Origin of the sequence: Moritella sp. Urea-trap-13 (assembly GCF_002836355.1) — a bacterium.
Classification (GTDB): Bacteria; Pseudomonadota; Gammaproteobacteria; order Enterobacterales; family Moritellaceae; genus Moritella.
Window position 1 is genome coordinate 41,120 of the sequence record NZ_PJCA01000027.1, and the last position, 12,674, is coordinate 53,793.

12 protein-coding genes are annotated in these 12,674 nt (G+C 40.8%); 5 read left to right on the top strand and 7 right to left on the bottom strand.

Annotated elements, in window-relative coordinates; all coding sequences use genetic code 11:
* Positions 1-10: 10 nt before the first annotated feature.
* Positions 11-622, top strand: a complete 612-nt coding sequence (locus CXF93_RS03160; protein WP_101060965.1) for a LysE family translocator — start codon at positions 11-13, stop codon at positions 620-622.
* Positions 623-725: 103 nt separating this feature from the next.
* Here the strand turns inward: CXF93_RS03160 and CXF93_RS03165 are convergent, their stop codons facing one another.
* Entirely contained in the window at positions 726-3,533 is a 2,808-nt protein-coding gene (locus tag CXF93_RS03165; protein ID WP_101061506.1) for an insulinase family protein, read from the bottom strand.
* A 329-nt stretch (positions 3,534-3,862) separates the two neighbouring features.
* Here CXF93_RS03165 and sixA point away from each other — a divergent pair, with 329 nt between their 5' ends.
* Together sixA and CXF93_RS03175 are read left to right on the top strand one after the other, a co-directional pair.
* The gene (gene sixA / locus CXF93_RS03170) at positions 3,863-4,330 is read left to right on the top strand and encodes a phosphohistidine phosphatase SixA (RefSeq protein ID WP_101060966.1); all 468 of its coding nucleotides are present in this window, start codon (positions 3,863-3,865) and stop codon (positions 4,328-4,330) included.
* 159 nt (positions 4,331-4,489) lie between these two features.
* Positions 4,490-4,687, top strand: coding sequence for a DUF1107 family protein (locus tag CXF93_RS03175; RefSeq protein WP_017222965.1), 198 nt, complete (start codon positions 4,490-4,492; stop codon positions 4,685-4,687).
* Between the two features lie 105 nt (positions 4,688-4,792).
* On the opposite strand, the gene CXF93_RS03180 is transcribed toward CXF93_RS03175, so the two are convergent.
* A complete protein-coding gene (locus tag CXF93_RS03180; protein ID WP_101060968.1) occupies positions 4,793-5,059 on the bottom strand; it encodes a hypothetical protein in 267 nt (88 codons plus the stop codon).
* Positions 5,060-5,081: 22 nt separating this feature from the next.
* Positions 5,082-5,708, bottom strand: coding sequence for an endonuclease SmrB (smrB, locus tag CXF93_RS03185; RefSeq protein ID WP_101060970.1), 627 nt, complete (start codon positions 5,706-5,708; stop codon positions 5,082-5,084).
* A 77-nt stretch (positions 5,709-5,785) separates the two neighbouring features.
* Between smrB and prmB the strand changes: the two genes are divergently transcribed.
* Positions 5,786-6,715 carry a 50S ribosomal protein L3 N(5)-glutamine methyltransferase gene (gene prmB / locus CXF93_RS03190; protein ID WP_101060972.1) on the top strand — a complete coding sequence of 310 codons (930 nt, stop codon included), beginning with the start codon at positions 5,786-5,788 and terminating at the stop codon, positions 6,713-6,715.
* 92 nt (positions 6,716-6,807) lie between these two features.
* Here prmB and CXF93_RS03195 read toward each other — a convergent pair whose 3' ends face one another.
* Positions 6,808-7,371 carry a hypothetical protein gene (locus CXF93_RS03195; protein ID WP_101060974.1) on the bottom strand — a complete coding sequence of 188 codons (564 nt, stop codon included), beginning with the start codon at positions 7,369-7,371 and terminating at the stop codon, positions 6,808-6,810.
* A 471-nt stretch (positions 7,372-7,842) separates the two neighbouring features.
* Between CXF93_RS03195 and aroC the strand changes: the two genes are divergently transcribed.
* Positions 7,843-8,931 carry a chorismate synthase gene (aroC, locus tag CXF93_RS03200; protein WP_101060976.1) on the top strand — a complete coding sequence of 363 codons (1,089 nt, stop codon included), beginning with the start codon at positions 7,843-7,845 and terminating at the stop codon, positions 8,929-8,931.
* A gap of 104 nt (positions 8,932-9,035) precedes the next feature.
* Here aroC and CXF93_RS03205 read toward each other — a convergent pair whose 3' ends face one another.
* From CXF93_RS03205 to CXF93_RS03215, 3 genes are all read right to left on the bottom strand, one after another.
* Complete coding sequence (locus tag CXF93_RS03205) at positions 9,036-9,413, bottom strand: nucleoside 2-deoxyribosyltransferase (RefSeq protein WP_101060978.1); 378 nt, start codon at positions 9,411-9,413, stop codon at positions 9,036-9,038.
* A gap of 116 nt (positions 9,414-9,529) precedes the next feature.
* Entirely contained in the window at positions 9,530-10,960 is a 1,431-nt protein-coding gene (locus CXF93_RS03210; protein ID WP_101060979.1) for an amino acid permease, read from the bottom strand.
* Between the two features lie 225 nt (positions 10,961-11,185).
* Positions 11,186-12,616, bottom strand: a complete 1,431-nt coding sequence (locus tag CXF93_RS03215; RefSeq protein ID WP_101060980.1) for an amino acid permease — start codon at positions 12,614-12,616, stop codon at positions 11,186-11,188.
* Positions 12,617-12,674 lie beyond the last annotated feature (58 nt).

Sequence of the window (12,674 nt, forward strand, 5' to 3'; positions counted from 1 at the left end):
GGTGAGCATCATGTACGAAATTATAGTGTCTTTATTAGTTATTAACTTCTTTGGTATGCTCAGCCCTGGGCCTGACATGATGCTGGTTTTAAAATACGGTAGCCTAAATGCGAAACGTGCTGCTTGGTATTGTGTTGGCGGCATCATTAGTGGTCTAGCTGTACACATGATGTTAGGTCTATTTGGTATCTCATTACTTATTTCCAGCAACCCAATGCTATTCAATGTAGTACGTTGGTTAGGTGCTGCTTACCTTATTTATATCGGTATTAAATCGCTGCGAGCGGGTAAAAGCGAAATTGAAGTAGATGCGGGTACACTAAACTATCGTCCCACTAAAGCTTATTTAGACGGCTTATTGTGTAATCTATTAAATCCTAAAATCTTGATGTTCATGGTCGCTGCATTCAGTCAGGTTATTGCCCCTGAAACGCCCACATCAGATAAGTTATTAATCAGCTTATCTATCTTCGTTGAAACGGCAGTACTGTGGTCTTGCTTCATTATATTGCTTAACCGTGGAGGCTTAAAACCTATGCTTAACCGTTATCAAGATAAGATCAACAAAGCAACCGGTGGTCTGTTAATTACCCTCGGTGGTTTCATCGGTTTAAGTAGTTAACATGCGTTAACGATAAATTGATAAAAGAAAGGCGCTGTGGGTGAATACCGACAGCGCCTTTTTTGTGCTTTTAATTTAGTACTTAAGATCTCGAGTGAAGGGCTTAAAGCTCAAAAATATTACTTTGTTGTTGGAAGGTTTCTACATCGCTAATATAGGTGCCTTCACACTTATCTACAGGACGTTCTTCGTATTCATCTACTTCTTCATCATGCGAGTTTGATGGGTTGATTGTTGCCATGATCAAGCGGTCAGAAGTCCGAGACTTTAATTCCACCATGAAGCGGATCAGGTCGACACGTTCTATTTTTTCCAATTCTTCGGCAATTTTATCGGACTTATCAAAGCTTTTATCTTTAATGCCAATAGAGTGCCACAGCCGTTTACTTTTGCTGTTTATGTTAGAATCTGGTTCACGCAATTTAGAGACCAATCCCTGCTTACTTGATTGCCATTGCTGCTCGGTAAACGAGATCATCCCGAACGGGAAGAAATCAATAAAGTCGTTGATCGCATCCAGCAATTTGGTTGGTGACGTATGCGGTGATTGCACATAGAACATCAAACCCGCGTGGCGATTCAGCGGTATGTTGCCAGTACCGACCACATAACCCAGTTGTTGCTGGGTACGCAGTTCATAGAAGAATTTAGATGACATTACATGATTCGCCAAGCTGTAATAGGCTAGTTCTTTCGGTGATATCTTCGGTGCCTGATAGTAAACAATCAGCGCAGCATCGTTATGTTCAACAGCGACCTCGTGTATTAAAGAGCCGGTATCTTGGATATCCACCAGTTTACGTATTGTTTCTTTGCCTGGCGTGCTAATCGGATGTAGTTTATCTTTGACGTATTGGCCAATTTCGAGTGCTTGAGATTGATGCCAGTCACCGTGGATCAATATTTCCACACTGATGTTTTGATACACCTTTTCTAGATACTCGGGCAATTGTTCTTGCTTAATACTGGCCAAGGCTTTGGCTAAGCGCTCACTTGACGGGTTATTGGGTTGCAGCACCGAAGTTAACTCTGAAAACAAGCGATTGATCGGTTTCGCTTGTTTATGATTTTCCCATGAAATAAGCATCTGATTACGAATACTGGCGAAGGTTTCATTGTCCACGGTTTGTAAGTGACGATGGCCAATGATCAGTTTTAATAACTCGAACTGTTTCTGCGCAAACCCTGCAAGGTGTAAGGTGAATCCGCCTTGATGGGCATAAATATGGTAATTAATACCGGCAATTTCTGCTTGATAAGTCAGGCTATTTAATTGCTCCATCAACAGCTCAACCGCTAATCGGGTCATGGCTATATTATGGGTATTAGCAATGGCATATTCACTGTCAATGGAAATGAAGATGTTGCCCTTGGGTAGATGGAACTCATGTTCTTGCATAAACCAAGTTTTAAAGCCGTCACTGTGATCAATCAACTTTGGTTGCTCTGAGAGGTTGGCTTTATCTAGCGCAAGGGCTTCTAAAGACGGACTCATGAACAGGTTCTTGATTGGTAGCGCTAGGCTTTCATCAATCTCGACATTCGCCCAGCGTTGTTGTTGGCTCGCTGTAAATGCATCCACGCGATAAGGGGTATCATACCAAGCGGCTTTTTTATTGGTGTCTAAATTGGGTGCCGATATCATCAAGCGCATATTTTTCGGGTTAAGCTGCTGTAAAAAGAAACGGCAAGCCTCGATATCAAATCCCTTCATCATGTAGTCACCGTAAATGACATGCTCAGGCTGATAGATATGCAAATTTTGCGATAGGTGTGAAACGTTTTTAACGGCTGGTATTTTCTCTTGATAGCGGAACGCTTGTTCTAAGAAATTTTTCTTCTCGTCATAGCGCCACGCTTGTAAACCTTGCTCGGCGATCAGTTTGATATATTGCAGGCAGAACTCAACAATCTCGGTGATATGCTTAAAGCCATCACTGGTTAAGCCCATAATGACATTATAATCTTTAAAGTTAGCGCCACTTTGGCCACTGCCTGCTGATAACGCCGTTACCCAACCTTTACGTTTCAATAACGACAGTAAACTGCCTTCCGTTTCATCACCGATTAACTGACTGATGTAGCTCAGCGGCTTAATTTGGTAATAAGGTAGGGTATTGCCTAACGGGAAGCAGATATATAACTTCTTGTGACCGCTGAGTGATTCCACCCATATTGCTTGCTGTAATTGTGCATTGGTATACAGCGGGGTCGCTAAAGGCACGGCATTGATGCCGCGATTTGGCACGGCCGAGAACATTTCATTCAGCATGTGTTCTTGCTTATCGAGAGTCAGTTCGGATTGGATCACTAACTTCATTAAGGATGCACAGTAATGCTGTTGGTAAAATCGTAACAACTCATCACGTAACGTATAGCTTTCGGTATCGGCTAATGTCGTCAGGTTACCCACCGAGAATTTACTAAAAGGGTGGGTCGGATTAACGGTTTCTTTGTGCGCTTGGTAGAAACGGCGCACGTCATCTTTAAGCTTGAGCTTATATTCGGAATCAACAGCATGACGTTCGCGTTCTAACAAGTCAGCATTAAAACTGGGCGCGATAAAAAACTGCGCGAAACGATCAAGGGCGTTATGGAAGTAGCTGTTGTTAATATCAAAGTAATAGTTGGTATATTCGGTGCCAGTCCAGGCGTTGTTACTGCCACCATGCATGGAAATAAATGACTGGTATTCGCCAGGTTTGGGATATTTATCTGTACCGAGAAATAACATGTGCTCGAGTAAGTGTGCAAGCCCTTCATGTTGCTGGGGATCATCAAAATGACCAACGGCAACAGACATGGATGCGGCAGATTTTTTACACTGTTCATCTTGAATGAGTAATACGGTTAAACCGTTAGGGAGCGTGATGTGACGGTATTGTTTATGATCATTAGGGCTAGTTATCAAGGCAGATGCTCCATGTGATGACTGCATAGAAAAATAAATTAGATCAAGTTCAAAGAATGAAAAATCTAAAATGCAGTAATGAATGCTGAGGTTTAATCTTATTAAATAAGAAACAAATCGTGCGATGACGATACAATTTACTCATAATATATAAGTCAGTATGGCGCTAAAATGACTGTAAGTAATTATTTTTTGAAAACAATGTTTAAAAACATAAGCTAAACGTGGTTTTTAATATTTCTGTCATCAAGTAGCGTTATCATGCAGTCGTTTTATAGGGGTATGTTAATATCTATTAAAGGATTCAACAGATATTATAGTGTGGTGGTATGAAAATTTATATTATGCGACACGGTCAAGCGGGATTGTATGCAAACAGCGATGCGGAACGTGAATTAACGGGTACTGGACGCCAGCAATCTGCTGATATGGCTGATTGGTTAAGTGCGATTGAACCGACGTTAGATTGTGTGCTACACAGCCCTTATGTACGCGCTGCACAAACTTGGCAAGTTATCGGGAACTTTTTCACGGTAAACAAGGTCGAAGTATGTGAAGACATTACTCCTTATGGTGATGCCGAATTTATTGCTGATTATGTTCGAGCTCTGGTAGCGCAACATAATTATAAAACTGTGTTACTGGTTTCACATTTACCAGTGGTGAGTTATTTAACCTCAGCGCTAACAACCAGTAAACATATGCCCGCATTCGCAACATCGGCGATTGCTTGCTTAGAACTTGATGAAAAAGATTGTAATTTTAAGTGGTTAGAAACACCAGCGAGTATAAAGTAGTTAACTGATTTATTATTTATTTTTATGATTAGTGCTTACACTTTATACAAAGGTTAATGCAGCGTTAAATCCCTTTGCATTACCCAATTGTTAGTATATTATGCCGCTTCTGTTTGGGTACTTGGATGGTACCTATATAAGCGTATAAAGGAGTGCTAAATGCGTAGTTTTAAACAGTTTAACTCGTTACGTATCGCAAGATATGTAAAAAGTTTTTTTCGTGGAACTCTCTATGTCACAGGTTTGGGATTATTAGAGTTTCAGCAAGGTATGTTAGTCATGCCGAGTAACGCAGGTAACAATGTTAAAATGCGCATCTCGGAAGTGAATCGTGAAATTAAACGATTTGCAGTTTAACAGACTGAGCTTGAAAGGTTAGTGTCACGCACTAGCCTTTTTTTGTGCCTATTTTTTAGTGCTGAACGATAAATAATTTAGTACTGATTGATAAATAGTTTGCTGCTAACCGAAAAACATAGCAACATTAAATCCTACCGTAATGCACAAACCCAGCAGCATCAGAATAATGACATTGTAACGCTTTAGAAAGCTAAGCCTTGGATGTTTGGCTTTGAACGCTGCAGCAGCAAGCGCCTTTACCCTTGCCCTTTCTTTTTTGATTGCGTTTAGTTGGTCTTCAGCAAGCATTGCTTGTTCTAGCTGCGCGAGTCGCTCATTATTTTCTTGTTCTAGCTCTGCAAACCACAGCTCTTGTTTATCAGTCTCCATTACTCTATTACCTCATCGGCAACTAAAACATGTCTTCTTTAGTTGTTAGTTCAACCAAGATAGATATGGCTGCACTGCCACCCCAAGTTTTGGTTGCTTGATGAAACGCTTCGATATCCGGATGTTGGGCTAACCACATCGGTAATTGGCGTTTAAGAATGTTCTTGCCATGACCGTGCATCACATTACAGCAGCGAATATGTTGTTTACGACATTCGGCAATTAATGCGGATATTTCTACCTTGGCAATCTCTTGGGTTAAACCATGTAAGTCCAACAGCAATTCAGGCTCGTAATCACCACGACGTAATTTTTTCAACTCATACGGAGAAACGCCTTCACGTATATACCGGGTAGGGCCTTCGTCAGCAATGTGTGGCTCAAATTGATCGGAGAAAAAATGTTCACGTTGCGCTGATTCTTGTCGGATTGAATCATTTGCTTGAGTTTTAGGTTTATTTGCCCTGATTTTTGTTTTGCGTATGGTATCCTGTGCCAAAGGTTTTATACCTTTCATACTATCAGAGAAAAGAGCTTGTTCATCCGGTTTCAATGCGGCTTGTGATACTTTCACTTGCGCTGCTTGTACCTGTTCTTTTGCTACATCTATTTGTTGCAGCATCTTTTTTTTCATTTGTTTATTAAACATAATGTTAGTTACCCAGATTCAACTGCTAAGCTCAGTTGATTAAACATTTTGTTACTTTACCAAAATTGGAGTCAATTGTGGACAGGATTTTTATTGACGAAGCAGTCAAAGAGTTAACGACAATACAAGATATCATCCGTTGGGCGGTTAGCCGTTTTAACGATGCCGGTATTTTTTATGGTCACGGTACCGATAATGCGTGGGATGAAGCTGTACAGTTGATCTTACCGACACTACATTTACCATTAGATATTGACCCTCAAATTCGTCATGCGAAACTGCTTACTTCTGAACGTCAAAAATTGGTTGAGCTCATTGTTCGCCGCGTTAATGAACGTATCCCAGCTGCATACCTGACTAACAAAGCTTGGTTTGCTGGTTTAGAGTTTTTTGTTGATGAACGTGTTTTAGTGCCACGCTCACCGTTCGCAGAACTTATCATGAACGGTTTCCAACCTTGGTTGACACACGAACCTATGCGTATTCTGGATATGTGTACGGGTAGTGGTTGTATTGCGATTGCGATGTCACACGCATTCCCAGATTCAGAAATTGATGCGGTTGATATTGAACACGGCGCGATTGAAGTTGCCGAAATTAATATTCAAGATCATGGTGTTGATCAGCAAGTAACACCAATTCAATCTGACTTGTTCTCTAACTTAACGGGTTTACGTTACGATATGATCGTATCTAATCCTCCTTACGTTGATCAAGAAGACATTGATAACCTACCTGAAGAGTTCAAGCATGAACCTGAGATTGGTTTACAGTCTGGTTTTGATGGCCTAGAGCTAACGCTTAAAATGATTGCTCAAGCACCTGATATGCTAAACGATGGTGGTTTACTGTTCGTTGAGATCGGTAACAGCATGGTTCACATGCAAGAGAAGTTCCCAGAAGTACCATTTACATGGTTAGAAATGCAAAATGGCGGCCACGGTATCTTCGTGATCAGCAAAGAGCAGATCGAAGATTCAATGGCAGAGTTTGCTCCGTTTAAATAAATAGTCGTACTGTTTAAATAGCCTTGCGAGCAAAACGAAGAGCAACCTAATGTGTTGCTCTTTGTTTAACTGTCATAAAGTTAGTATTGTGATCAATCGAGTATGATCACAAATAAGCAATCAAATGCAATTGGTTCACCAGGATTGCCTGCAAAATTCGTCATATCAACCATGCCAGACAAACGTACTGTTCCAGTACTGTTCCTAAATCGTCCTGTTCCTTCTAAGATCGCATTCTCTGTACCAGCAGCGCCAGTGACATGCGTTATTAATTGCCCATCTGCAGTGGTTATACCGTGCGTCACTGGTTGCACTGTCGTGTTCCCTCTCGTGACTAGGTTTCCTTGCGGTAAATTAAAATAAGTTGTGCCAACTAAGCCTAGACCAGAACCAATGGGCGTAATGTTAGAAAGGCAATCTGTAGCCGTTCCGACCTGTTGGCCATTTTTTGAATTGATTAAGTCGACATCAAAACAGATCGCAGGATCATCGACATCATCGCCATCAATATCTGGAACCGTTCTTTCGTACATCGCACCAGAGCCAACTAAATTCATCACCAGTATCTTCCCTCCTTTCTTATCTGCGGCTGACACTGCTGATGAAAGACCGAGGGAAATAGAGATAACAGCTATAATTACAATTTTTATGTTCATAATAAATTGTCCCTTCACAACAATACTTACAATGATAGAAAGTATGTTTGTGATAATGAGTAAATTAATGTTATGCATTATTTTTGAACTTGTTTGTATGGCAATGAAAATAAAGTGGTTTTATTTTCAAAATGTTTTTTTAATTGGACGCACTGACATCCATGATTTCGAATCACCATGTAGCCGTGTTTATGTTGATACATTTAGATGTAAGGAAGTAACACAAACAATAGCACAGCACTTAAAGTTTACAAGGCGATCACTCTGTACGACACTTGGTATTAAGTGTTAAATTCTGCGTTTGTTTTTTTATCTTTAGGCGGTTATATATTGTTGGCTGGTTGAGGCATTTTCTAGTTGGGTTTATGATTCGCTCGGTCTTAACTTTTTTCTCTGTTTGCTATTGTCGCTAAGCCGCGGGTCTTGTATTCTCGAAGGTATCGGTAAGCATTATATAAAGGAAACGCTGTTATGGCAGGGAATAGTATTGGGCAATTATTTAAGATCTCCACATTCGGAGAAAGCCATGGTCCAGCACTTGGGTGCATTGTTGACGGCTGCCCTCCAGGACTGGAAATTTCACTAGAAGATCTACAGCTTGATCTTGACCGCCGTAAGCCTGGCACATCTCGCTATACTACCCAACGACGTGAAGCAGACGAAGTTCAGATCCTTTCTGGTATTTTTGAAGGTAAAACCACAGGTTGTTCAATTGGACTGATGATCAAGAATACCGATCAACGTTCACAAGATTATTCAAACATCAAAGATACCTTCCGTCCGGGTCATGCTGATTACACCTACCATCAAAAATTCGGTCACCGTGATTACCGTGGTGGCGGTCGTTCATCGGCACGTGAAACTGCAATGCGTGTTGCGGCAGGTGCAATCGCCAAGAAATATCTAGCACAACAACACGGTATTGTTATCCGTGGTTATTTATCCCAACTGGGTCCAATCAAAGCAGAAGTACTGCAGTGGGATCAAGTTGAACAAAACCCATTTTTCTTCCCTGATCCAAGTAAATTAGAAGCGCTGGATGAATACATGCGTGGGCTGAAAAAATCAGGTGATTCTGTCGGCGCTAAAGTAACAGTTGTTGCGCAAGGCGTACCTGTTGGTTTAGGTGAACCAGTATTTGATCGTTTAGATGCTGAAATTGCCCATTCACTGATGAGCATCAACGCAGTGAAAGGCGTTGAAATAGGTGACGGTTTTGGCGTTGTAGAACAGCTTGGTAGCCAGCACCGTGATGAGATGACACCAGAAGATGGTTTCCTTTCTAATCACGCTGGAGGCGTTCTAGGTGGCATTTCAAGTGGCCAAGATATCATTGCTCACATTGCTATGAAGCCAACTTCAAGTATTACCATTCCTGGTAAATCAATTGATAAGTTTGGTAACGCCATTGAAGTGGTTACCAAAGGTCGTCACGATCCATGTGTAGGTATCCGCGCAGTGCCAATTGCTGAAGCACAACTTGCTATCACGCTAATGGACCACTTGCTAAGACACCGTGCGCAGAACCTGCATGTAGTAACAGATACACCAAATATGTAGTTTTTGCTTGGCTAGGAATAGTTAGACTGTTAATTGAAAAATACCCATCAGCTTAGGTTGATGGGTATTTTTTTGTCTGTTCTATTTTCTGAGCATGATTTTTTCTAAAGCCTAATATCTGATATTTCATTATATGTAATTATTTTATCTGCTGTACCTTGAATGGTTGTGCTGATTTCAATGCCATTTTTAATTGTTACAATAAGTTCTTTGCCTTTCGCCTTAGCGTATCCAGCTTCAATGCCTAAACCGACTCCCTTTTCTGAAACATCGATGATAACCATATCTGATTGATCTATTTTAGCGAAGGTTTCTTGCATTATTTCTGTTGCTGAAAATGCACGTTCACCCCATTTCTCCATATCCCTTACAACACAATATGACTTTAACTTATGTTTAGAAAAACACAGTTCAAATTCATTGATAACGTTTCGATTTGTATTATCGGAATGATATTTAATACCAAAATATACACGTTTCATTAAGGTTCCATTTAATGTGTTTTACTTGGTTGTATTATATCAAAAATAAAAAAGGCACTGATGATAAATATCAGTGCCTTTACGTTTACTTAGAATTTATCTATTTCTAATCAGGTTTACTTCGCTGAAGCTAGAGTTTGCTTCGCTGCAGTTTCACCTTGTGCTTGCTTCTTTTCAAAGCGAGATATCCACCACCATGCAAGGGCAGAGAACACCATGGTCATGAATACGTTAATGAAGAATGCATTAACTAGGTCAACACCTGTTGGGAATGCAGACGCTGTCATACTTACCACAAAGATAACGATAAGTACTGAAACAATACTCATACCCACTTTACGAGAACCCATGCGGAAATCACGTGGCGTATCATCGTATTTAAGACGGAAGATGAAGTAAGCAACCATAATAAAGATAGGTGGTAACATCGCTGTACCAGCCGTTAAGTTAATCGCAGTGCTCATCATTTCTTGTACAGATTCAGAACCGAAACCATTCACTACTAACATGATCACAACGAACAGGAACTGCCACCAAGCGGCGCGTACTGGTACACCGTGCTCGTTAAGTTCAGTTGTTTTCTCGCCGTAAACGCCTTTTGGAATTTCTGAGAAGTGAATTTTAACCGGTGCAGCAGTCCACATCATCATCGAGCCAAACATCGCAATGAACAGAACGATACCAACTAAGCGACCCACTATGTTTTCATCAATATTGAAGTATTGTGCCATACCAGTAAAGATTTCAACCATACCGCCAGCGTAAGTTAATGACTCACGAGGAACGAATACGTTTACTAATAGCGAACCAACTGCGTACATAATACCGATAAGGATACCTGATGCTATGATTACACGAATGAAGGTCTTCTGACCGCCTTTCACATCTTTCAAGTAAGCGGCTGCGGTTTCAGCACCACCTGCTGCTTGGAAGATCCAGCACATGATACCAATCGTTGCCCAGTTGATCGTCGGCGTCATTGCTTCCATCGTAATCGGTTGAGCCGGAACATGATCACCACCAAGTGCCATTACTGCACCCACAACATAGATACCAAACAGCGCAAATACACCGTAAGCCACAAGCTCAGATATTTTACCTAACCAAGACGCACCTTTAGTCGAGATGTGTGTTGCTGCAGCAAACAACACAATCGAGATAATAGATGTCACCACAGGAGAGAAGTTATATTCATAACCTAACATTGCATAAGACGCATAAGCAATTACGTTTGGTAGTAGTGATACAAACCAGAACAAGTTAACGAACCAATATAGGAACGAGCCAAGGTAAGCATTCTTGGTGCCAAGTGGTTTTTTAAGCCAGTCGTACATGCCTGATTCAGAGTCTTTATTTGCTGATACAAATTCAGAAATAATAAACACAAATGGAATGAAATAGACCAACGTTGCAAGTAAAAATATCGGTGCCGAGCTTAAGCCTAATTCGATATTATTATTAACAATGTTACGGACATTAAATACCGCCGCGAGAGTCATTGATAGCAAAGCGAACTTTCCTATCGTGCCACGTACAGATTGAGACATAATTAACGCATCCTATATTAATTAATATTATTAAGTGATCTTTAGTAAATGGCCACTATTAGCTTACTAAAAATTACTGTGGTTAAAGTCATTAAACAGAACATAAGCAACAAGCCAAGTGAGTATAATAGAACAGGTGGCTGTGCTTATTGAACGGTGTTTAACGAAGGTGTTTAACAAAGGGAAGCACCGATGTCACTGGTGCTTCATGATGTAATTCAACTCCTATAATTGAATTGTCGGTCTTGCTTCTTCAGCAAGTTCCTCTTGTGTAAGTGATTGTTCATACTTGTTGTATTTCCACCATGCGTAGCCAAGGAAAATAACAATCCCGCCAACGTTGTAGAAAATAATAGTCATGATGTCTGCGTCCGTAGGGAAGGTTGAAGCAAAGAACCCAACAGTAAAGATAGCGATAAGTACAGACACAATAGCTATACCGGTAAAGCGAGAACCCATGCGGAAGTCACGCTCTAGATGATCTAATTTTAATCGAAGGTTGAGGTAAGCAATCATGATGAACAGAGGTGGTAACATCGATGCTGCAGCTGTCATGTTGATGATCGTGCTCATTAAGTCTTGAACTGTGTCAGAAGCTAATGTTGGGATAAACATCAGAGGTATAACAATTAAGAATTGAATCCATGCTGCACGTACTGGTACACCTTGTTTGTTGAGTGCAACGGTCTTTTCACCAAAAATACCTTTTGGAATTTCAGAGAAGAAGATTTTTACTGGTGTTGCTGTCCACATCAATAATGAACCCAGCATGGCCGTAAACGACACGATACCAACAAAACGGTTCATCATTATTTCAGGTAAACCGAAGTGTCTTGCAAGACCTTCAAATACTTGCACAGAGCCACCAGTAAACTTCAAGGCGTCACGCGTCACAAAGACGTTCGCTAAGATAGAACCCACAGAGTAAAGCGCGCCAATAAAGATACCTGCAATGATGATGACTTTAACGAATGACTTGTGGCCGCCTTTAATATCATTCACATAAACAGCAACGGATTCAGCGCCACCGGCTGCCATAAAGATCCAAGTGATCACACCAAGGAATGCCCAATTAAACGTTGGTGTCATTGCTTCTATCGTAATTGGGTCGGCAGGTACAATACCCCCCATCAATGCACCAGCAGATAGGATGATGTAAGACAGTGTGAGTAACAGCATTAATGACGATGTAACGGTTGTAATTGGACCCAGTAATTTGGCTCCGTTATTTGATACGTGCGTTGCAACAGCGAAGAGTAGGGTACTTAAAATTGCTGTTGTCATTGGGGTGAATATATACTCAAACCCTAAGAATGCATAAGACGCGTAAGCGATGATTCGTGGTAACAGAGACGTAAAAAAGAATAGGTTAACGAACCAATATGTATAAGCAGAAATGAAAGCCCAGCGACCACCTAACGAACTTTTTACCCAAGAGTAAACACCGGCTTCAGAATTTTTGTTGAGAGACACAAATTCAGCCACAATCAAGCAGAACGGGATAAAATAAAAGATGGTTGCAAGAAAGAACATTGGGGCTGAAGATAAGCCGATCTCAATATTATTATTGATAATATTATTGAAGCTAAAAACTGCTGCAAAGGTCATTGACAGTAGGGCAAATTTGCCTATCGTGCCCCGTTTAGATGTTGACATTAGGTACTCCGATGTATCGTGTTTCAAATGTAGGTAAGGAGAGGTTTGGACGGTTAGG

What these genes read in the sequence shown, in the direction of transcription:
- CXF93_RS03160 (WP_101060965.1), top strand. Translation starts at nt 11, where the DNA reads ATGTACGAAATTATAGTGTCTTTATTAGTTATTAACTTCTTTGGTATG.
- sixA (WP_101060966.1), top strand. Translation starts at nt 3,863, where the DNA reads ATGAAAATTTATATTATGCGACACGGTCAAGCGGGATTGTATGCAAAC.
- CXF93_RS03175 (WP_017222965.1), top strand. Translation starts at nt 4,490, where the DNA reads ATGCGTAGTTTTAAACAGTTTAACTCGTTACGTATCGCAAGATATGTA.
- CXF93_RS03180 (WP_101060968.1), bottom strand. Translation starts at nt 5,059, where the DNA reads ATGGAGACTGATAAACAAGAGCTGTGGTTTGCAGAGCTAGAACAAGAA.
- smrB (WP_101060970.1), bottom strand. Translation starts at nt 5,708, where the DNA reads ATGTTTAATAAACAAATGAAAAAAAAGATGCTGCAACAAATAGATGTA.
- CXF93_RS03195 (WP_101060974.1), bottom strand. Translation starts at nt 7,371, where the DNA reads ATGAACATAAAAATTGTAATTATAGCTGTTATCTCTATTTCCCTCGGT.
- aroC (WP_101060976.1), top strand. Translation starts at nt 7,843, where the DNA reads ATGGCAGGGAATAGTATTGGGCAATTATTTAAGATCTCCACATTCGGA.
- CXF93_RS03205 (WP_101060978.1), bottom strand. Translation starts at nt 9,413, where the DNA reads ATGAAACGTGTATATTTTGGTATTAAATATCATTCCGATAATACAAAT.
- CXF93_RS03210 (WP_101060979.1), bottom strand. Translation starts at nt 10,960, where the DNA reads ATGTCTCAATCTGTACGTGGCACGATAGGAAAGTTCGCTTTGCTATCA.
- CXF93_RS03215 (WP_101060980.1), bottom strand. Translation starts at nt 12,616, where the DNA reads ATGTCAACATCTAAACGGGGCACGATAGGCAAATTTGCCCTACTGTCA.